Here is a 22,684-nt window from a genome sequence, read left to right as displayed (position 1 = left end):
AAGTAGATCTAATATTTTCATTATCGATATTTATATGAAAATATATTTTTTATATCTAACCACCATTGACTAATTTAAAAGTAAGCTTGTAATTTAATAATACCTTGTTGGTAGATGTTATATTTCCACAAGGTAGTGGCTAGCTTTATAAAAAGGCTTAAATTCACACCATTACATAATAAGTGATTAACAATGAAAAAAATAACCTTATCCGTTTTAGGTCTCGCTATGATGTATTCTGGCATTGCACACTCTGCACAAAAGTGTGTCGATGATCCACGAATTAACTCCATTGGTGATGTCATCGAGCAGATCCAAGCAGGTCAAGACGTTGAACGTTTGACGCTGACTTCAAAAACATATTTGGATTTAACTCACGACACACGATCTGCACTTTCGTCGCACCTTAATGTCTACAATGACAAGTGTGAAGCAGTACAAATGGTTGAGGGCTCTACACCTCCATATCGTATTGAAGCTGATTTTCAATCTCTGCAACACAATTTCAGACAGGCATTAATGCGTGGCGACAAAGAAATCGCTGACATTCTGACGTATTACTTCAGAGCTAAGCCAATGTCTTCTAATCGTTTGGTTTCGATGTTTACACCGTGGGCTCAACCTCAAAATATTTCTGAAAACCTATATACTTGGGGATATTTTGAAAAAGTAGCTAAAGACACAAATAGAAAGAACTGTGAAACAGAACAGGCAGATATTGCACTCATTGATCTATTTAGCCACTTTGATGGTCGAGTAAGTGACGATGGATATATTATGCTTAATGCGGGTAGAACTGGCGGCGGTAGCGGATCTGACGCACTATCCATGTTAAGTTCTAAAAATAGTCAATACTACTATATTGGTAATGCTCATCGAGACAACAATTGTCCTGAATATAATGTAAACCGAAGTGTTTCATCGCTATCTAACACTGGAGCTAATATTGCCTATTCGACTCGTTCAGGATCATATTACAGTGCAAACGAATTGAAGGAAGAGTTGGACAAGATTCTACCACCAACAGATTCTAGCCCATTTTAATTTAAGTTTGGCACTAATCGATTAGATTAGTGCCTTTTCTGTCGATTTAAGAACAATTAAATACTTTACAACACATATTATTAGGAATGGAATATAAAAATGGACACTGTAGAAAGAACAGAGAACGTACAAAAAAATAAAATCATGAATCTCTTTGGCACAGCAGCTTATGGCCTGATTGTCATTGGTTCATTCTTACCAGCAATCACCATTAACATGTGGGGAATCTCTGACTCAGTATCAGGGTTAGATTTTTATGGGTTATTCGCCGTATTCTTAATGCTTGCTGGCTCAATTGCTTGTGCAGTAGGTTTGCCAAAGCTTGTTGCAAAAGGCCTTGGTGCGCTTTCTCTAGCCTACTTATATTACCATCTGTTCAAATTATATGGTGAATTAAGAGATATGTATGTTGAGCTAAAACAAATGACACAGTTCATGGGCAGCAACAATAGTCCATTTGAACAAATTATCGAAATTGCTGCTAGTTCAGTGAGCATTGGCAGCTTTGTTCTAGTCTTAGGGTTTATTTTGCTTAATGTGTTCATTTTCATGCCGTATAAAATACACCCTCGTTTTGAAGCTCTAGATACTATTTTGATGCATTACTCTTCAAAACTCTCTGAACAAGCTAAAGTAAAATCTCAAGAAATAAAGGTTGCAGCAACGAAAAAAGCAGCTTCTGTTCAAGAAAAATCCAAACAGATAAAACAGGAAGCAAAAGCAAAAAGTAAGGCAACTGAAGACAACAAAACAGATAAGTAACTAGGCCTGATTTCAGATCATAAGTGCAACATTAATGGAAAGGTATAGAAGACGACAACTGCTGAAAGTAGTGCGCTCTTCTCACCAAAGAAACAAGCAGTTGTAGCATGAATTATCAGCAATTCCTGAAATAGCTAAAACAACTCAGTGCCATCGCTCTACGATATATCTGGAAGTTATCATTGCCGACCTTCGCTATCAAATAAGCTATCGTTACAAAGTGAAAGGCTCCGCAAAGGGGCCTTTTTTAATCCGGTTTCAAATCACTGATACCCTCTATTTCCACTCTTCAAAGATCCCTTCTTTTCCTAACACTCAATTTAGTTAGTCCATTAGCCAAGAGGTTAGTAATGTTTTTTGTTTACTTATCTAATTCGCAGGCTATATTAATAAACAAATAGCTTTATAAATAAATGTATTTACTAACATTGGCAAAAGGGAGTTCAAGATGAGTATTGGTAAAGTGGGCATTGTTTTCTTCTCTAAGAATGGAGCAACTAAGCAAGTTGCTGAGACAATCGCTGAAGGCATTAACACTCAACAACCTAACTCAGTACTCCTTGTCGAAGTGCTATCTTCTGATAGTGGTCGAAGGAAGGTATGACAATGATGATAAGCTCAAGTCATTAGACAGCTGTGACGCCATTATCTTTGGCTCCCCGACTTATATGGGTTCACCAGCCGCGCAGTTTAAGAGCTTTATGGATGCAAGTAGTGGTAGCTATTGTAAGAAAGCATGGCGAAATAAACTCGCAGCAGGCTTTACCACTGGCGGCAGCCTTAACGGTGAGCAGCAACAAACCTTGTTGAGCTTTTTCACTCTGGCCTGTCAGCATGGCATGATTTGGGCTGGGCTTGATATCTCAAAGCACATTGATGACTTAGGTTTGAATCGCACAGGGTCAAGCATTGGTTTGGTCGCCAGTGAAGATGAGACGGCAGATAGCACCAATAGTCACATCAACAGTAACGATCTTCAGACTGCTTTCTATTTTGGTCAGCGCATCGCGAGTCTAGTTAAGAGAACCTAAACTAACTAGTTAGCTGACGGGCTAGCTTCAAAACTCCTAGCTTGATTGATATCTATGATCTCAAGACTAGAGAATGAATGTTGTTTGAGGTAAGTTGAAACAATCATTCCCAACTTTCATGAATATAACCCAATGCTACTCGAAGGAATCGAAACTCTACTGGTATTGAGTAAAGCAAAGACCATGAGCCGCACAGGCAGTTTGCTTTATATCAGCCAATCAGCGGTCAGCAAACGGATTGCGAATTTAGAAAAGAAGCTAGGTAAAAAGCTCATTGAACCGAGTGGCCGACAGATAAAACTCACGCCAGATGCGATAGCATTAATCGAGAGTATTGGCCCGACATTCAATGAACTTCGTGGGCTTATTTATGAACAGCAAGAGTTGGAAGATACCACTCTCATCACCCTAGACAGCAATAAGTCTCTGATAGCCGGTTATTTAGGTGAGATGATGGGCCAATTTATCCAGCAAGATAAGTACATCACCATTACCACCAACCACACGCCGAGAATTATCGAACGGGTGCAGTCCGGCAAGGCGACCTTGGGGTTGTGTGCTGGCTTACTGCCACCACATCATGGGTTGATGACCTTCCATCTTTTTGATGAACCGTTTTACATAGTGAGTAAGTCGCCGCTAACGGATCTCCCTCCAATGGTCATCACTAACGACATGACCAATCCAGCCAATTCTTATCAACTTTCTGTATTAGAAAAATTTGGTATCAAACCCTTGATGGAGATGGATGCCTACACCGCAGCGGCGCAACTTGCATTGGGCGGGACTGGGCCAGCGTTGATCCCGCTCTCTATCGTAAAAACACTCAATATTGAGCCTCAATATCTGTATAGCTTCACCGAATTAGCAGGCTTGATTCGGCCGATTCATATCTGTGTCAGACCAAATAGTTACCAGTCTCCACGAGTTAAAACACTGATAGAATCCATTGTTGATGCTGTTCCCAAAGCAGTTTAGACGCCATTAGCATCGACATCACGATCACAAGGGGGCGAATCCATTTCTGCCCTTTTGTCACCACCACTTTAGCGCCAAGCTGAGCGCCCATAAATCCACCGACCGCCATCACTAATCCCAACTCCCAAATAGGCAAACCAGCCAAAATAAAGAAAATTAAGGCAGCGATATTCGAGGTAAAGTTAAGTACTTTAGTACGCGCCGTAGCATCGACTAACGAGAAGTGACCAATAGCAACAAAGCAGACGGTGAAGATAGAACCTGTTCCTGGGCCAAAAAAGCCATCATAGAAACCCACGCCGCCACCAATACACAGAGCAAACATGGCCTCAGAGATCTTCTGTTTTCCTTCAGACGCTCTAGTTTGGGGTGCCAACAGGAAATAGAGAGAGATAGCGATAAGCAGCAGTGGGATAACACTGGTCAGTAGGCTCGCATCAATGTGCTGGACTAACTCAGCGCCAATTGCAGAGCCAATAAAGGTACAAAAGATAGCAAGGCGCATCTCTTTGATGCTGACGATACCGTTGCGCACGAAATACCAACTCGCGGAGAAGCTGCCAAATGAGCTTTGGAGTTTGTTGGTTGCCAGTGCCTGCGTGGGTGGAACTCCAGCCGCTAGCAATGCAGGTAGAGTCAGTAACCCACCGCCGCCAGCCATTGCATCAATAAAGCCTGCTGCCGTTGCAACAACAAACAAGATAGCCAATATTTCTAGAGTGATTTCCATATACCCAACGCCTTAAAATCCTGTGTAGCGACAAGTTACCACTCACAGCAGACGAGCAATAACGAAACACAAGATTCTAACCTATTCCAAATATTCATCATTAAGTTACCGCGGAATAACAGACATAAAAAAGCCCACTCCGAGGAGTGGGCTTTGAGCATTTATATCCGCATATCAGCGATACACTTTAGGCGATTAAGCTTGAGAAGCTTTAACCTGAGCGTGTAGCTCTTGAACTGAAGTTACTGACGTTTTCGCGTCTGCAGTGTGCGCCATACAAGTCGCGAATGCAGCATTTAGCGTAGTCGTGTAGTTAACTTTCTCAGCAAGTGCACCACGACGAAGAACTTTAGAATCTTCAATCGCTTGACGGCCAGCTGCAGTGTTCACGATGTACGTATACTCGTTGTTCTTGATACGGTCAAGAATGTGAGGACGACCTTCGTGTACCTTGTTTACTAGACGTGGGTTGATGCCCGCTTCGCCAAGGATAACCGCAGTACCGTGAGTTGCGTCTAGCTGGTAACCAAGCTTAGATAGTTTAGATGCTAGGTCAACAACACGCTCTTTGTCGCCTTCGCGAACAGAAAGAAGTGCACGACCGCCTTCTGGGTAGATGTTACCACAACCCAATTCAGCTTTAGAGTATGCTTCTGCGAACGTCGCACCAACACCCATAACTTCACCAGTAGAGCGCATTTCTGGGCCTAACAGTGGGTCAACACCAGGGAACTTGTTGAATGGAAGTACAACTTCTTTCACTGAGTAGTAAGGTGGGATGATTTCTTTCGTAAAGCCTTGAGACTCTAGAGATTGACCCGCCATTACACGAGCGGCAATCTTAGCGATTGGCGCACCAGTTGCTTTAGATACGAATGGAACCGTACGTGCTGCACGAGGGTTAACCTCGATTAGGTACACTTCATTGTTCTTAACAGCAAACTGCGTGTTCATCAGACCACGAACACCCAACTCGAACGCTAGCTTTTCAACTTGCTCGCGCATTACGTCTTGGATTTCTTGGCTTAGCGTGTATGCAGGAAGAGAACATGCTGAGTCACCAGAGTGAACACCCGCTTGCTCGATGTGCTCCATAATACCGCCGATTACAACGCGCTCACCGTCACAAATCGCATCTACGTCTACTTCAACAGCGTCATCTAGGAAGCTATCAAGTAGTACTGGAGATTCGTTTGATACGCTAACTGCTTCGTTGAAGTAGCGACGTAGGTCTTGCTCGTCGTATACGATTTCCATCGCACGACCACCAAGTACGTAAGAAGGACGTACAACAAGTGGGAAGCCGATTTCACGAGATTTCTCTACCGCTTGCTCCATTGTTGTTACTGTCGCGTTTTCTGGTTGAAGTAGGCCTAGACGGTCTACAGCAACTTGGAAACGCTCACGGTCTTCTGCACGGTCGATTGCGTCTGGGCTAGTACCGATGATTGGTACGCCAGCAGCTTCAAGAGCACGAGCCAGTTTAAGTGGTGTTTGACCACCGTACTGAACGATAACGCCTTTTGGTTTCTCAACGCGAGCGATTGCTAGTACGTCTTCCAGAGTTACTGGTTCGAAGTACAGACGGTCAGACGTATCGTAGTCTGTAGAAACAGTCTCAGGGTTACAGTTAACCATGATAGTTTCGTAGCCATCTTCGCGCAGCGCTAGTGATGCGTGTACACAACAGTAGTCAAATTCAATACCTTGGCCGATACGGTTTGGACCGCCGCCTAGAATCATGATTTTTTCTTTGTCTGTTGGGTTTGCTTCACACTCGTCATCGTAAGATGAGTACATGTAAGCCGTATCTGAAGAGAACTCAGCCGCACACGTATCTACACGCTTGTATACCGGGTGGATATCGTATTGGTCACGTAGACGACGGATTTCGCTTTCCGCTACACCTAGAATCTTAGATAGGCGCGCATCAGCAAAACCTTTACGCTTAAGCTTGTTTAGCTCGTCTTTATTTAGACCAGCAAAGCCTTTCGCTTTAAGTTCTTGCTCTAGCTTAACGATGTCTTCGATTTGAACTAGGAACCAACGGTCGATTTGCGTTAGGTTGAATACACCATCTACCGACATACCAGCACGGAATGCGTCAGCGATGTACCAAATACGCTCTGCGCCAGCTTCTTTAAGTTCGTGACGGATAGTCGTTAGAGCATCTGGTGCGTCTAGGTCTACCATTTCGTCAAAACCAGTCGCGCCAACTTCTAGGCCGCGAAGTGCTTTTTGTAGAGATTCTTGTTGGTTACGGCCGATAGCCATAACTTCACCAACCGACTTCATTTGCGTCGTTAGGCGGTCGTTAGCACCTGCAAACTTCTCGAAGTTAAAACGAGGAATCTTAGTTACTACGTAGTCGATTGTTGGTTCGAATGATGCTGGAGTTGCGCCGCCAGTGATGTCATTCATTAGCTCGTCTAGCGTGAAACCAACAGCCAGTTTCGCTGCAATCTTAGCGATTGGGAAACCTGTTGCTTTAGATGCTAGTGCAGAAGAGCGAGATACACGTGGGTTCATTTCGATGATAACCATACGGCCATCTTTCGGGTTGATACCAAACTGTACGTTTGAACCACCTGTTTCAACACCAATCTCACGCAGTACTGCTAGAGATGCGTTACGCATTAGTTGGTATTCTTTATCTGTCAGCGTTTGAGCTGGAGCCACAGTGATTGAGTCACCTGTGTGAATACCCATTGGGTCGAAGTTTTCAATCGCACATACGATGATGCAGTTGTCGTTTTTGTCACGAACCACTTCCATCTCGTACTCTTTCCAACCGATAAGTGATTCATCGATAAGAAGTTCATTAGTTGGAGATAGATCCAAACCACGACGACAGATTTCTTCAAATTCTTCTTTGTTGTAAGCGATACCGCCACCAGTACCACCCATCGTGAACGATGGACGAATGATACAAGGGAAGCCAACCATGTCTAAAACTTTGTAAGCTTCTTCCATCGTTTTCGCTGTATCAGCAGTTGGACACTCAAGGCCAATTGCTTTCATTGCTTTATCGAAGCGTGAACGGTCTTCTGCTTTATCGATAGCGTCAGCCGTTGCACCAATCATTTCAACACCGAACTCTTCAAGAACGCCGTGCTTTTCTAGGTCTAGAGCACAGTTCAATGCAGTTTGGCCACCCATAGTAGGTAGAACTGCATCAGGCTTCTCTTTAGCGATGATGTTACGCACAACTTCCCATTGGATAGGCTCGATGTAAGTTGCATCTGCCATATCTGGGTCAGTCATGATTGTCGCTGGGTTCGAGTTCACAAGAATAACTCGGTAACCTTCTTCGCGAAGCGCTTTACAAGCTTGAGCACCAGAGTAATCGAACTCACATGCTTGGCCGATAACGATCGGGCCAGCACCTAGAATAAGAATACTTTTAATGTCAGTACGTTTTGGCATTGTCTACTACTCCGAATTACGCTGTGTGCTGTTTGATTAGTTCAATAAAGTGGTCGAATAACGGCGCTGCGTCTTCTGGACCTGGGCTCGCTTCAGGGTGACCTTGGAAGCTGAATGCTGGTTTGTCTGTACGGTGAATACCTTGTAGAGAACCATCAAATAGTGATTTGTGCGTTGCACGTAGTGTCTCTGGAAGGGTTTCTTCGTCAGCAGCAAAGCCGTGGTTTTGCGAAGTAATCATCACAACATCACGATCTAAATCTTTAACCGGGTGGTTTGCACCGTGGTGACCAAACTTCATCTTCACTGTCTTAGCGCCTGACGCAAGAGCAAGAATCTGGTGACCTAGACAGATACCGAAGATTGGTAAGCCTTTTTCTAGGAACACTTTTGTCGCTTCAATTGCGTAAGTACATGGTTCTGGGTCACCAGGGCCGTTTGAAAGGAAAACACCGTCTGGGTTCAGAGCAAGTACTTCTTCAGCTGAAGTCTCAGCAGGAACAACCGTTAGGCGGCAGCCGCGGTCAACAAGCATTCGTAGGATGTTTCGTTTTGCACCGAAGTCATAAGCAACAACGTGGTATGGCAATTCTGAGTCTGCTTTCGCTTCAGGAAGTCCACCCGTAAGCGTCCACGAACCTTGTTTCCATTGATACGCTTCTTTTGTTGTAACTTCTTTCGCAAGGTCCATACCTTTCAGGCCAGGGAATTCTTTTGCTTTAGCAAGAGCTAGAGCTTCGTCTAGGTTTCCATCGTTTACTGAAGAGCCAGCTACGATACAACCGTTCTGTGCGCCTTTTTCACGAAGAATACGCGTCAGCTTACGAGTATCGATATCAGCGATACCAACAACGTTTTGCGACTTAAGGTAATCAGAAAGGGATTGTTCATTACGGAAGTTAGAAGCGATTAGAGGGAGATCGCGAATCACAAGGCCTTGAGCGTGGATTGAAGAAGATTCTTCGTCTTCGGAATTGGTTCCGGTATTGCCAATGTGAGGGTAAGTAAGGGTAACGATTTGTTGAGAATAGGAAGGATCAGTGAGGATTTCTTGGTACCCCGTCATCGAGGTATTAAAAACGACTTCACCAACTGCAGAACCTACAGCGCCAATGGCTTCACCGTGAAATACTGTCCCATCTTCTAGGACGAGTAGTGCTGACTTCTTCAAGACAACCTCCAGAAATAAAAATGCATTAAAATTGATTTAATTTGCAAATCTACCTTCCTGCAACACCAAAAACTGCGTGTTTATGGAAATTAGACAAATTGGCGGTATTTTAGTGATCTGCGTGATACGTGTCAACATTTAACTCAAAAGAAATTAAACATTTGTAAGGACTAATTCAATTTACCCCCTCAAAGCTCCAAAAGTTCAACTTTCATACGCATTTAGCTCGAATATTACGATTTTCTAATTTTCACCCCTCATTTTAGCCAACCATAGAGTGATAAAAATATCAGCAACAAAACGCAATCGATAAATACCAAGAGAAAACATGACAATTTAAAGATCTAAAACAAAAAACACACTAAAGACCACATAAACAGCATAGAAATGGAGTCAAAAAGGCGATAAGAAGAAAGTAGAAGGAAGATCGGAGAAGTGAGATTACTAAGGAAAAGGCACCAAATAAAGAAAGCGCCGGCAATTGCCAGCGCATAAATATCTATTTATAGGTCATTCAAACCAAGCACATCCGTCATGGTATAAAAGCCTGCTGGTTTATCATTTAACCAAACCGCGGCCTTGATTGCGCCATTAGCAAAGGTCATTCGATCAGTGGCTTTATGGGTAATTTCCACTCGTTCACCGATATCAGCAAACATAGCGGTGTGTTCACCAATAATGTCACCGGCACGAATCGTCGCGAAACCAATCTCATCTTTAGTGCGCTCGCCAGTAATACCCTCGCGTGACCATACAGCTACATCGTTCAGCTCATTGCCCATAGCACCCGCAATAGCTTCGCCCATACCAATCGCAGTACCTGACGGTGCATCGACTTTATGACGGTGATGAGCCTCAACGATCTCGACATCACAGTAATCGCCCATCACTTTAGCGGCCTTCTCTAGCAGCTTAAAGACCAGGTTCACACCAACGCTGTAGTTAGGTGCCATTACGATAGCCATCTCTTTTGAAGCAGCATCAATCACCTGCTTCTCTTCTTCAGAGAAGCCCGTTGTACCGATGATCAGTTTTTTACCGTGACGTTTACAAAGTTCAATATTCGCTAATGTGCTAACAGGGGCAGTAAAATCGACAATCACATCAAACTCTTCGATGGCTTTAGACAAATCATCGACTAAAGCAACATCAAAACGACCTTCACCGCATAACTCGCCGACATCTACGCCGACCAAAGATGACTCTGGACGCTCTGAACCAGCTCCAACACTTGCTTCTGAATTATGATGAGCGGCTTTCACCAAGTTGCGGCCCATGCGGCCCGCTGCTCCTGCAATTGCAATTCTTACCACTGCGAATATCTCCATTGTTTTGGTTACCGTTGCCACTTATCTCTTGCAGCAACGTTCAATCGATTAATCTCTTTAAACTAACAACAATCTCAAACTCAGGCTAGCAATTACGAAAACTCTTTTATTACTCGCTCTAAAATTGGCACATTTGCCTCTGGGAAGGCGTATTGATTCAATGATTCTAGGCTTACCCATTCACCTTGCTGACCTTCTTTACCATAAGGCTGCTCTTCAAAATCAGTCACGAGAATGAAATCGAACTTAAGTGACTTATCCGTGTAATCAAATTCAAGATGCTCAAACAGAGACTGCTCGGTCACCTTGATACCGACCTCTTCATCAAGCTCGCGAGTCATCGCTTGCTCAATAGTTTCGCCCTCTTCAACCTTGCCACCTGGAAATTCCCAGAAGCCACCTTTGTGCTTGTCATCTGGACGCTTAGTGATAAAGACCTGTGACTTATCTTGATTGAAGATAATACCCGCTACGATATGGATTCTTTTCATTGATGGTGTTCCTTAATAAAACGCTGAACTCACATAGTCCCTAAATACGTCATCCTCAAGAAAGAGGAACGACTGAGTTGGGGATCTAAAACTACGCGAGCCTAACTAAACAAGATTCCCTACTACGCTCGCTCCTCGCTATAGGGAATGACAACTTCCTTGCGTAACAAAGTAAGCCATGAAATTTACATACAAAAAGAGCCGCCTAAGCGACTCTTTATATTCTATTTGTCAGTTTTATGAAGCTAAGTTGTAGTGTATGAGAGCAAGGCGGTGGCACGGAGCTTACGACTGTAAGTGAGTACCACCAACGCAGCTATCATGCGCTACAGCAACGATTCATTAAACTTACGCGATTTTACCGTGACACTGCTTGTACTTCTTACCGCTACCACATGGGCATGGCTCGTTACGGCCAACTTTACGCTCGTCACGCACTACCGTTTGTGGAGATGCCGCTTCAGCTTCATCGTCAGCTAGCTGGTTTTCAGCTGTTGCATGTTGCGCTTGTGCACGACGCGCCGCTTCTTCAGCTTGAGCTTGACGTTGAGCTTCCATCTTTTCAACTTCTTCTTGTTGCTGAACGCGCACTTTAGAAAGGATGGTAACAACGTCTGTTTTCAGTACATCTAGTAGGCCTTCAAACAGTTCAAACGACTCGCGCTTGTACTCTTGTTTCGGGTTCTTCTGAGCATAACCACGTAAGTGGATACCTTGACGAAGGTGATCCATCGCAGCCAAGTGCTCTTTCCAAAGACCGTCTAGCGTTTGTAGCATCACAGATTTCTCGAAGTTACGCAGTACTTGAGCACCAACCACTTCTTCTTTCTGTTTGTACGAATCAACCGCCATACCAAGAATACGCTCACGCAATGCTTCTTCATAAAGCTTGTCGTCTTCGTCTAACCAACCTTGAATATCAAAGTCTAGATCGAAGTCATTCTTCAGACGATCTTGCAGACCCGCGATATCCCACATATCTTCAAGAGACTGAGGTGCGATGTATTCATCAATGACTGATGCCAGTACATCTTCACGGTTGTGTTCGATCATTTCGCTGATGTCGTCAGAACTCATCAGTTCGTCACGAAGCTCATAAACCACTTTACGTTGGTCATTGGCTACATCATCGTACTCAAGAAGCTGCTTACGAATATCGAAGTTACGACCTTCAACTTTACGTTGTGCTTTTTCAATTGAGCGAGAAAGCATCTTAGATTCGATCGCTTCGCCTTCGTCCATACCACTTTGGATAAGACCAGCCATACGATCCGATGTGAAGATACGTAGCAGAGAATCTTCCATTGATAGGTAGAAACGAGAAGAACCCGCATCACCTTGACGACCAGAACGACCACGTAGCTGGTTATCGATACGGCGAGATTCATGACGCTCAGTACCAATGATGTGCAGACCACCTGACTCAAGCACTTTATCGTGGATTACTCTCCAGTCAGCTTTGATCTTCTCGATCTGCTCTTTGGTTGGATTCTCTAGCTTCTCAACTTGTGCCTGCCAGCTACCACCTAACACGATATCGGTACCACGACCAGCCATGTTAGTTGCGATAGTTACCGCACTCGGCATACCAGCTTGTGCAACGATCTCTGCTTCCATTTCGTGGAATTTAGCATTTAGAACGCTGTGCTTAATTTTTGCTTTTTTCAGTGCGTTAGACAGTAGTTCAGACTTCTCGATAGAAACCGTACCAACCAATGATGGCTGACCAGCAGCTACACGGTCTTTGATGTCTTCAATGATCGCATTGAACTTGTCTTCTTCGGTACGATAAACCACATCTGGCATATCGTTACGAACCATAGGCTTGTTGGTTGGGATAACCACTGTTTCTAGGCCGTAGATAGACTGAAATTCGAAAGCTTCTGTATCGGCTGTACCTGTCATACCTGACAGTTTTTCGTATAGACGGAAGAAGTTCTGGAATGTAATCGATGCTAGCGTCTGGTTTTCATTCTGAATCTTCACACCTTCTTTAGCTTCAACAGCTTGGTGTAAACCTTCAGACCAACGACGACCTGGCATAGTACGACCAGTATGTTCATCAACGATAACCACTTCGCCTTCTTCAGTAACGATGTAGTCGACGTCTTTCTCAAACAGTACGTGTGCACGCAGCGCTGCATTAACATGGTGCAATAGGCTGATATTAGTTGGAGAGTAAAGCGTGTCACCCTCTTCCATCAGGCCGTTTTTGACCATTAGCTCTTCTACAAATTCTTGACCGTTTTCAGTCAGGTGAACCTGTTTCGATTTCTCGTCCATGGTGTAGTGACCTTCACCACGGTACTCTTCAGAATCTTCTTTATCTTGGCGCTCAAGGTTAGGGATCAACGTGTTAATACGCGTGTAAAGATCTGAACTATCTTCAGCTGGGCCAGAGATAATAAGTGGAGTACGAGCTTCATCGATTAAGATTGAGTCAACCTCATCGACAACAGCAAAGAAGCGCTCACGTTGAACACGATCTTCAGCACGGAAAGCCATGTTGTCACGTAGGTAATCGAAGCCAAACTCGTTGTTTGTTCCGTATAGGATATCCGCTTGGTACGCTTCTTTCTTCTCTGGTGGAGCCATGTTTGGCACGTTTACGCCAACAGTCATACCAAGGAATTCAAATAATGGGCGGTTTGTTTCCGCATCACGCTTCGCTAGGTAGTCGTTCACCGTTACTACGTGAACACCTTTGCTAGGTAGGGCGTTAAGATAAGCTGGTAGGGTTGCTGTAAGAGTCTTACCTTCACCAGTACGCATTTCTGCAATTTGGCCAGCATTTAGAACCATGCCACCAATCATTTGCACGTCAAAGTGACGCATGCCGTAAACACGCTTAGACGCTTCACGTACCGTAGCAAATGCTTCAGGTAGAAGTTGGTCTAGCGATTCACCTTTATCTAAGCGCTCACGAAACTCAACCGTTTTTGCTTTTAGCTCTTCGTCTGAAAGAGCTTCAAACGTTGGTTCGTAGTTATTAATTTCTTTTACAATTTTTCTAAGGCGGCGCAGTGTTCTGTCATTGCGACTGCCAATTACCTTTGTCAGCAGCTTAGTAATCATGTGCTTGGAATCTCTTCGTTCTCAGATCGTCCGCGATCTATTTTAAATGCCGTCAGTGTCTCTACTAGCTATGAACTAGTCTTCAGTTACTAACCAAGGATACTGAGATAAATCTAGTATCTTTGATATTGTACTTGAGAGTAGAGTTTTCAAGGCTTGAGTTAAAATTAATGCCCTTTAGTGTAAGTAATTTTCACACCAACAACCATTTATAACCCCATTTGTTTGATGTGCTTGGAACTTTTCTTTCTAATTGCTGATGGATTAGCCAGACTGCAGCTCATTGGGAGACAACTTTCGGATGTTGACGACACTGTATCTGGAAAATAGATACAAAAAAACCAGGTCAATGACCTGGTTTTCGAAATCTTATATTGCTGTAAACAACAATTACGCTAGAACCATTCCTGGCTCAGCAAATGCAACAGGAGAGCCTACTTCTTCTTCGAATGTTGCCCATTCCCAAGCTTCTGCGTCAGCAAGTACTGCACGTAGTAGTTGGTTGTTTAGGCCGTGACCTGATTTGTATGCACGAAACTCACCAATAATAGCGTGTCCACACATGTACAAGTCACCAATCGCATCTAGTACTTTATGAGTTACGAACTCATTGTCAAAACGTAGACCCTCTTCATTAAGAATTCGGTATTCGTCAAGTACGATAGCATTATCAAAGCTACCACCAAGTACTAGGTTTTGAGATTGTAGATACTCAATGTCGCGCATGAAGCCGAAAGTACGAGCGCGAGAGATTTCTTTCACAAAACCTTGTGAAGAAAAATCAAACAACAAACGTTGCTCATCAGATTCAATTGCTGGGTGGTTAAAGTCGATCTCAAAGTCCATACGGAAGCCGTTAAATGGAACAAACTCTGCCCACTTATCGCCATCTTCAAAACGGATAGGCTTTTTGATACGAATAAAACGCTTCGCTGCATTCAGTGTTTCTACACCCGCTTGCTGTAGCAAGTATACGAATGGGCTTGCGCTACCATCCATAATTGGGATTTCAGGAGCATCTACTTCAACAATAATGTTGTCGATGCCCATACCCGCTAAAGCTGCGTTAAGGTGTTCCACTGTAGAGATACGTACGCCTTCGTCATTAACAAGAGCTGTACATAGCATAGTGTCACGAACTGACGCTGGATCAGCTGGGAAATCTACAGGTGGATTTACATCTGTACGACGATAAACAATACCTGTATTTGCAGCTGCCGGGCGAAGAGTAAGTGTGACTTTACGACCAGAGTGGAGACCCACACCAGTTGTTTTCACAATTTCTTTCAGAGTACGTTGTCTGATCATCTGCTTGCCTCGTTATCAGTGCTACAAATCACGGTCAGTATTTACCGACCACGAATTTTACCATTAATTCGACGATAGTCAAATTTTGGGTATTTGTTAATCAGCCTGACGTCGTAAGAATGCTGGAATATCTAAGTATCCACTCTCTTTCTCAGCCTTAGGTGCTGCACTTTGGCTAGCGCCTGTACCTGAAGAAACAGGTGACGTTGTTGGTTGCGGCTTAACTTGAGGTTTAACCTCAGTTTTTTCTTGCAATGGTTGTGCCACTTTCTCTTCCACTTTTGGTGCAGTTTGAGCCGCTACCTGTGGTTGAGGAGTTGGTGCAACCTTAGCTTTACCACCAGCAACTAATGTAATGTCTGGTTTTTTCTCTGTGCCGATACCTGTTGCAACAACAGTTACGCGGATTTCATCTGTCATATCAGGGTCTAGAGAAGTACCAATCACAACTGTTGCATTATCAGATGCGAATGCCTTAACTGTATTACCTACTGTTTCGAACTCATCTAGACGCATATCTAGGCCTGCAGTGATGTTCACAAGAACGCCACGCGCGCCAGCTAGGTCGATGTCTTCTAGTAGTGGGCTAGAAATTGCTGTTTCAGCAGCTTCTTCAGCACGGTCTTCACCTTTTGCGATACCGCTACCCATCATTGCATGACCCATCTCAGACATTACGGTGCGAACATCCGCGAAATCGACGTTAATCATACCAGGGCGAGTAATTAGCTCAGCGATACCTTGTACAGCGTTTTTAAGTACATCATTTGCACTTGCGAAAGCTTCTAGCAGAGTTACGCCGCGGCCAAGTACTTTAAGTAGCTTTTCATTTGGAATCGTAATTAATGAATCCACATGTTTAGAAAGCTCTTCAATACCTTGCTCAGCAAACGCTAAACGCTTTTTGCCTTCAAAGCTAAATGGCTTAGTTACAACAGCAACCGTCAGCACACCCAACTCTTTCGCAACTTCAGCAATAACTGGAGCAGCACCTGTACCAGTACCACCGCCCATACCAGCTGCGATAAATACCATATCGGCGCCAGTTAGAACTTCTTTAATTCTTTCTCGATCTTCGAGAGCTGCATCACGGCCTACTTGTGGGTTTGCACCAGCGCCCAAACCTTTAGTGATATCACCACCAATTTGGATCACGCTGCTCACGCTTGTTTTACGAAGTGCTTGTGCATCAGTGTTAACACTGATGAATTCTACGCCTTCGATTGATTCACGTACCATGTGCTCAACAGCGTTACCGCCACCGCCACCAACTCCAACGACTTTAATTACTGCATCGTCAGACATTTCCATCATCGGTTCAAACATGTGTTATCTCCGTTTTTTCCTGCAACTCAGGTTAAAACTCTTTTTGTATCCAATTACGCAATTTGCCAAATAAACCAGACATAGAAGGTGCTGAACGCTTAGGTTCGCTGTAATCACCTTCATCACTGATCTGACAATCTCTTGCGTAATGAAGTAAACCAACCGCCGTAGAATGATACGGCTCTTTAACATAGTCAGTTAAGCCACTAACTTCTAACGGCTTACCAACTCGAACTTGATTGCGGAAAACACGTTCCGCACACTCTACCAATCCGTCAATTTGTGCCGCTCCACCAGTGAGAACGACGCCAGCTGCAAGGTGGTGTTTAATACCTTCATCTCGTAGCTGTAATTGAACCGTATCAATAGTTTGGTTAACGAGACCCATAAGTTCAGTGTAACGTGGTTCAATCACTTCCGACAAAGTTTGTCGTTGCAAACTTCTCGATGGGCGACCACCAACACTTGGGACGTTAACAGAGTCATCCTTGCTTACGAGTTCACTCAGAGCGCAACCATGGTTTACTTTTATCTCTTCAGCATCGCTCACTGGCGTGCCGAAAGCGAAGGCAATATCACTGGTTACTGCATTTCCTGCGTAGGAAAAGACTTCTGTGTGTCGAAGTGCGCCGCCAGTCCAAATGGAAATATCCATTGTACCCGCACCGATATCGACAACACATACTCCAAGCTCTCTCTCGTCTTCAGTAATTACCGCATTGCTTGAGGCAAGTCCTGAAAACACGATTTGTTCTACTGTGAGACCACATCGTTCAACAGCTTTAATAATGTTTCTCGCCATGTCGCTATGGCAAGAAATTAGGTGAACACTGACTTCCATTCGAACACCAGATAAGCCAAGTGGGTTCTTAATCCCTTCTTGATAATCAATGGTAAATTCTTGTGGGATCACGTGCAGAATTCTCTGCTCATCACCTATTTTAATTGATTTCGCGGTATGGATCGCTCGATCCATATCGTCTTGAGACACCTCTTCATCAGAGATAGTGCCCATGCCTTTTTCAATTCGGCTTGCGATATGTTTACCCGATAGCGAGATAAATACATTGCTGATTTGGCATTCCGCCATCAACTCTGCTTGATCAATAGCTCGCTGAACCGACTTAACTACCGACTCTAGGTCGTTTACACCACCTTTATCCATACCTCTGGATGGGCTTTGCCCAGAACCAATGATATTGATTTGACCATCAGGCAATATTTCACCAACCAGAGCTGATATGGTCGCAGTGCCTATATCAAGACCAACGATTATGTTGTCATCTGCGGTCTTAGTCATCTGTGCTCTCTTCTAACTCTTGCTCTGGAAACCAGCCTACAGCGGCTCCCGTATCATACCTGAGGTCGATGTAGCTCACTTGATTCGCTTTACTACCAAGTTCGTTGTAAAGCGAAATGAAGCGTTCAACACGCTCATCTAAAGAATCTTTACCTAGTTCTAAACGGATACCGTTATCTAGGATTATTTGCCAAGCGCGACGCTCATTGAGAACGAGAGAGGTAACGGTTAACCCTAGACTGTTAATCAAAGGGGTTATCTGTCGCCACTTTTCTATCACTTCTTGGCTGGTGCCGTCTGGGCCGTAAAGCTTAACTCTATCGCCCTTCAACAGGCCGATATCACCATTAAACACCTGACCATCGTCATTCAGCAGCATGTTACCGTTCCAGATTGCTGCCGCATGGTACTCAGTCAAAAATACTTTTATTGTGTCTGGCCACTGCTTACGAATGGAGACCACTGAAACCCAAGGTAACGCTTCTAAACTGTCTTGCAACACACCGATGTCTTGCGACATGAAGGTTCCAATGTGCTCTAGCTCGCTAAAGGCATGTTGAACATCACCAGCGGTTACGTAAGTTAAGTCGCCTTGAAGTACTATTTTGGAGAGAGGCAATCGCTGATCGTCCCACATCCAAGTTAGTGTGGTATAGAAAAGAAACCCAATGAATAGCAATACCATGACAAAAAAAGACCCGCCTAAGGCGTGTTTCTTGAGCGACGGTAAACTGAATAGGTGGCGGTTTTCGCTAAAAGTACTTTCTACCAAAGCCCGCATTCCCTGTCGTTGGTTCGCAATTCTATTCCCTATCTTCGTAATAGAGGTAAAAGCACTTACTTTAACCTATGAATTATACTGAGCAAAATCAAACTATCAAACGTTGATAATAAGATTTTTGGTCAATTTTAGGTCAATCGCAAGAAGTGAGCGATTGACCACAGTCTGTAGACAGTATTCTGTTACGCGTTCTGCATTTTATTAATGTCTAACTGTAACGATTCCAACTGCTTCGCTACTCGACCAACATCGCCTGCACCCTGCGTTAAAACAAGGTCACCGCCTTGAATTACGTTGGCTAAAGCCGATGGCAGTGCGTTGATATCGGCAACAAAGATTGGGTCTATCTTACCACGCCCACGAATAGTTCGACTTAATGAACGTCCGTCAGCCCCTGCAATAGGTTTCTCACCTGCAGAATAAACATCTAACAGAATTAGGACATCAACCTGCTCAAGAACGTTCGCGAAATCATCATACAGATCGCGAGTACGGCTATAACGGTGCGGTTGGAAGATCATAACAAGACGTTTATCAGTCCAGCCACTACGAGCAGCTTGAATCGTCACATCAACTTCGGTTGGGTGATGACCGTAATCATCGACCAGCATTGCAACGCCTTTACCTGTTTCATACTCACCTAGGTGATCGAAACGGCGACCCGTGCCTTCCGTTCCCGCCATCGCTTTGAGAATCGCTTCATCGCTGATGTCATCTTCTGTTGCAACAGCAATCGCCGCGGATGCATTCAATGCATTGTGACGACCTGGAATGTTTAACGTGATATCAAGGTTAGCTTTACCTTCACGTACCACTGTGAATTTGCCTTGCTGGCCTTCTTGTACGTAGTTCTCAATACGAATATCCGCATCTTCAGAGAAACCGTAAGTAATCACCTGGCGACTTACCTGAGGAATAAGCTCACGCACTACTGGATCATCAACACACATCACAGCCTGACCGTAGAATGGTAGGTTGTGTAAAAAATCAATAAACGTCTGCTTTAGCGTTTCAAAATCGCCGCCGTAGGTATCCATATGATCCGCTTCAATGTTAGTTACGATACTAACCATAGGTTGCAGATGTAAAAATGAAGCATCACTCTCATCGGCTTCAGCGATAAGAATACGGCTTGAACCTAAACGTGCGTTAGTGCCAGCACTTTTCACCAAACCACCGTTTACGAAGGTTGGATCTAGGCCGGCTTCCGAGTAAATCTGTGTCACTAGCGCAGTCGTGGTTGTTTTACCGTGCGTACCTGCCACAGCAATACCGTGACGAAAACGCATCAGCTCAGCCAGCATTTCTGCACGACGAACGATCGGTGTGCGCGCTTCACGAGCTGCAATAATTTCTGGGTTTTCTTCGTTGATAGCGGTTGAAACAACCACCACACTTGCGTCGGCAACGTTACTCGCTTGGTGACCGATATAAACGGTCGCACCCTTGCTAACTAAACGATCAGTCACTGGGTTTTGAGCAATATCAGAACCCGTGATCTGGTAGCCTTCATTTAGCAAGACTTCAGCAATCCCGCTCATTCCGGCACCACCAATACCAATGAAGTGGATAGATTTAACACGGCGCATCTCTGGCACCATTGCACGGATTTGCGCTAAGTCTTGGGTATGTTCAATCGTCATCAATTCAATCTCATTATTTTGCTAAAGCTTTAATCGCTTCAGCGACGGTCACATCAGCATCAAGCTTGGCGGCTTGACGAGCTTTTGTTGCCATCATTTTTAATTCATTTCTATCAAGCTGCGCGATAGTGTTCGCTAGCTTATCAGCCGTTAGTTGAGGCTGTTCAATCATTAACGCTGCGCCACATTCAACTAAATGGTCGGCATTCAACGCTTGTTGTCTGTCTTTGTGCATAAACGGAACGAAGATAGAACCGACACCTGCCGCAGACACTTCTGATACGGTTAATGCACCTGAGCGACACACTAATAGATCTGCCCACTCATAAGCTTGCGCCACATCATCAATAAATTCAGTCACTTGAATATTACCAACAGAATGTGATTTGTATTGCTCAATAACTTGTTGTTGATTGTTCTTACCCGCTTGGTGCATCACAGTGAAGCCTTCACCAAGCTGCGCCATCGTTACTGGCAAGGTATCGTTTAGGATTTTTGCGCCCTGACTGCCGCCCATAACCAAGATGCGGATGTCACCATCACGCTCAGCCATGCGTTGCTCGGGTTCAGCTAAGGCAACCACATCTTCGCGTACTGGGTTACCCACCACTTCTGCGGTAGGGAAAGCACCAGGGAAAGCTTGGAAAACCTTTTTAGCAATCTTAGACAGCCATTGGTTGGTTAAACCTGCCACTGCATTTTGTTCATGGAGAACCACTGGAATGCCAGACAACCATGCCGCGATACCACCCGGGCCACTCACGTAGCCACCCATACCAAGTACCACATCAGGCTGCCATGCTTTGATGTGTTGCCTTGCTTGAAGTATGGCATTAATAATCTGGAACGGCGCTTTAATTAACTTGCTAATGCCTTGACCACGCAGGCCTTTCACTTTGATGAAGTCGATTTCAATGCCATGCTTTGGCACTAAATCCGCTTCCATTCTGTCTGCTGTGCCTAACCAGCGAATTTCCCAACCTTGTTGCTGAAGCTTTTTCGCTACTGCTAACCCTGGGAAAACGTGACCGCCAGTACCACCAGCCATCACTAAAAGTTTTTTGTTTTGTTTCATCACGTTAGATTCTTATTCTACTAATTCGTTTTGACTATCAGCTTGTTCTTTTTGTTGCATTCGGCATTCGTGGTCAATGCGCAGCAGCATTGATACCGCCACAGACATAACAATTAAACTCGAACCACCATAACTGATTAGCGGTAGGGTTAGACCTTTGGTCGGAACGATGCCAGATGCAGCACCTACGTTAACAAGCGTCTGAAACGCAAACCAAATACCAATACCAAAAGCCAGATAGCCGCTGAACACTTGATCGTGTTCAAAGGCTTTTTTGCCAATAAAAATGGCTTTAAAAACCAAGCTAAAGATGAGTATCAAGACCAAGGTCACGCCAACAAAACCCAATTCTTCTGCCAACACAGCAAATACAAAATCGGTGTGCGCTTCGGGTAAGTATTCGAGTTTCTGAATTGAGTTACCGAGCCCTTGCCCCATCCAATCACCACGGCCAAACGCCATCAATGACTGAGTTAACTGGTAACCACTGCCGAACGGGTCGTTCCAAGGTTCCCAGAATGAGGTAACACGTCGAACACGATAAGGTTCTATAACAATCAAACCGACGACCGCGGCAATACCTGCCACCATCAAGGCGATAAACTGTGAAAGCTTGGCACCAGCAATGAATAGCATGCCGAACAGGGTCACTAGCATTACGACCACAGTACCTAAATCGGGCTGGCCTAGCAGCAGCACGGCAAAAGCGCCGAATACCATGATCGGTTTACCAAAACCACCGAAGAAGGTTTTTCTCACTTCATCTTGCTTCCGAACCAAGTAGCCCGCCATAAAGATAAACAGCGATAACTTGGCGACTTCAGCGGGTTGTAAGTTAAATAGCCCTAATGGGATCCAACGCGATGCGCCGTTAACCGACTTACCGACGGCTAATACCACAATCAGCAAGAAGAAGGACAAGCCCAGTAGATACATACTGTATTGAAACCAGCGTTGCATCGGGATTTGCAATATGACGCTAGAGACACCTAACGCCAATACAAGGAAGATGGCATGACGGAACATAAAGTGAAACGGCTGATCGGTTAAACGAGCACTGATGGGGAACGAAGCAGACGTCACCATCACCAAACCTGTCAGCATTAGCCCAAGAGCAATCCACACCAATTGACGATCGTAAAGAGCCTCGGGAGTAGCACGGTTTAGCCACTGCCAGATGGATTGATTAATCTCTTTGACTCTTTGCACTGAATG

At 44.5% G+C, this 22,684-nt stretch carries 16 protein-coding genes and 1 pseudogene; 4 read left to right on the top strand and 13 right to left on the bottom strand.

What is annotated here, in order from left to right:
* Positions 1-192 precede the first annotated feature (192 nt).
* The 4 genes and pseudogenes from AB4512_RS12685 to AB4512_RS12670 all read left to right on the top strand — a co-directional run bounded on the left by AB4512_RS12685 (position 193) and on the right by AB4512_RS12670 (position 3,815).
* Entirely contained in the window at positions 193-1,044 is an 852-nt protein-coding gene (locus AB4512_RS12685) for a hypothetical protein (protein ID WP_372174982.1), read from the top strand.
* A gap of 99 nt (positions 1,045-1,143) precedes the next feature.
* Positions 1,144-1,806 carry a hypothetical protein gene (locus tag AB4512_RS12680; RefSeq protein WP_372174981.1) on the top strand — a complete coding sequence of 221 codons (663 nt, stop codon included), beginning with the start codon at positions 1,144-1,146 and terminating at the stop codon, positions 1,804-1,806.
* A 448-nt stretch (positions 1,807-2,254) separates the two neighbouring features.
* Positions 2,255-2,837, top strand: a pseudogene (locus AB4512_RS12675) (flavodoxin family protein).
* 132 nt (positions 2,838-2,969) lie between these two features.
* Complete coding sequence (locus AB4512_RS12670) at positions 2,970-3,815, top strand: LysR family transcriptional regulator (RefSeq protein ID WP_102394343.1); 846 nt, start codon at positions 2,970-2,972, stop codon at positions 3,813-3,815.
* On the opposite strand, the gene AB4512_RS12665 is transcribed toward AB4512_RS12670, so the two are convergent.
* The 13 genes from AB4512_RS12665 to ftsW all read right to left on the bottom strand — a co-directional run bounded on the left by AB4512_RS12665 (position 3,766) and on the right by ftsW (position 22,678).
* A complete protein-coding gene (locus tag AB4512_RS12665; RefSeq protein WP_012603222.1) occupies positions 3,766-4,545 on the bottom strand; it encodes a TSUP family transporter in 780 nt (259 codons plus the stop codon). The two genes, AB4512_RS12670 and AB4512_RS12665, sit on opposite strands and share 50 nt — an antisense overlap.
* A gap of 195 nt (positions 4,546-4,740) precedes the next feature.
* Entirely contained in the window at positions 4,741-7,971 is a 3,231-nt protein-coding gene (carB, locus tag AB4512_RS12660; RefSeq protein WP_017059294.1) for a carbamoyl-phosphate synthase large subunit, read from the bottom strand.
* A gap of 16 nt (positions 7,972-7,987) precedes the next feature.
* On the bottom strand, positions 7,988-9,142 hold the full coding sequence (gene carA, locus AB4512_RS12655) for a glutamine-hydrolyzing carbamoyl-phosphate synthase small subunit (protein WP_010434758.1): 1,155 nt from the start codon (positions 9,140-9,142) through the stop codon (positions 7,988-7,990).
* A gap of 503 nt (positions 9,143-9,645) precedes the next feature.
* Positions 9,646-10,470, bottom strand: coding sequence for a 4-hydroxy-tetrahydrodipicolinate reductase (gene dapB, locus AB4512_RS12650; RefSeq protein WP_020628676.1), 825 nt, complete (start codon positions 10,468-10,470; stop codon positions 9,646-9,648).
* Positions 10,471-10,562: 92 nt separating this feature from the next.
* Complete coding sequence (gene mutT, locus AB4512_RS12645; RefSeq protein ID WP_017062897.1) at positions 10,563-10,961, bottom strand: 8-oxo-dGTP diphosphatase MutT; 399 nt, start codon at positions 10,959-10,961, stop codon at positions 10,563-10,565.
* A 348-nt stretch (positions 10,962-11,309) separates the two neighbouring features.
* A complete protein-coding gene (gene secA, locus AB4512_RS12640; protein WP_065676113.1) occupies positions 11,310-14,036 on the bottom strand; it encodes a preprotein translocase subunit SecA in 2,727 nt (908 codons plus the stop codon).
* A gap of 390 nt (positions 14,037-14,426) precedes the next feature.
* Positions 14,427-15,344 carry a UDP-3-O-acyl-N-acetylglucosamine deacetylase gene (gene lpxC, locus AB4512_RS12635; protein ID WP_010434751.1) on the bottom strand — a complete coding sequence of 306 codons (918 nt, stop codon included), beginning with the start codon at positions 15,342-15,344 and terminating at the stop codon, positions 14,427-14,429.
* Between the two features lie 96 nt (positions 15,345-15,440).
* Entirely contained in the window at positions 15,441-16,670 is a 1,230-nt protein-coding gene (ftsZ, locus tag AB4512_RS12630) for a cell division protein FtsZ (protein ID WP_017059291.1), read from the bottom strand.
* 31 nt (positions 16,671-16,701) lie between these two features.
* On the bottom strand, positions 16,702-17,970 hold the full coding sequence (gene ftsA / locus AB4512_RS12625) for a cell division protein FtsA (protein WP_010434747.1): 1,269 nt from the start codon (positions 17,968-17,970) through the stop codon (positions 16,702-16,704).
* Positions 17,963-18,655: a cell division protein FtsQ/DivIB gene (locus AB4512_RS12620; protein WP_017059290.1), complete on the bottom strand. Its 693-nt coding sequence runs from the start codon at positions 18,653-18,655 to the stop codon at positions 17,963-17,965. Before AB4512_RS12620 ends, ftsA begins: the two co-directional genes overlap by 8 nt.
* Positions 18,656-18,933: 278 nt before the next feature.
* Complete coding sequence (gene murC / locus AB4512_RS12615; RefSeq protein ID WP_017059288.1) at positions 18,934-20,394, bottom strand: UDP-N-acetylmuramate--L-alanine ligase; 1,461 nt, start codon at positions 20,392-20,394, stop codon at positions 18,934-18,936.
* A gap of 13 nt (positions 20,395-20,407) precedes the next feature.
* Entirely contained in the window at positions 20,408-21,469 is a 1,062-nt protein-coding gene (gene murG / locus AB4512_RS12610) for an undecaprenyldiphospho-muramoylpentapeptide beta-N-acetylglucosaminyltransferase (RefSeq protein ID WP_017070826.1), read from the bottom strand.
* Positions 21,470-21,481: 12 nt separating this feature from the next.
* Complete coding sequence (ftsW, locus tag AB4512_RS12605) at positions 21,482-22,678, bottom strand: cell division protein FtsW (protein WP_017059286.1); 1,197 nt, start codon at positions 22,676-22,678, stop codon at positions 21,482-21,484.
* Between the last annotated feature and the right edge of the window lie 6 nt (positions 22,679-22,684).

The organism is Vibrio sp. 10N.222.52.B7, from assembly GCF_041474275.1.
GTDB classification, from domain to species: Bacteria; Pseudomonadota; Gammaproteobacteria; order Enterobacterales; family Vibrionaceae; genus Vibrio; species Vibrio crassostreae_C.
The sequence above is the reverse complement of the archived record's forward strand: the minus strand, read 5'-3'. Positions and strand labels throughout refer to the sequence as shown.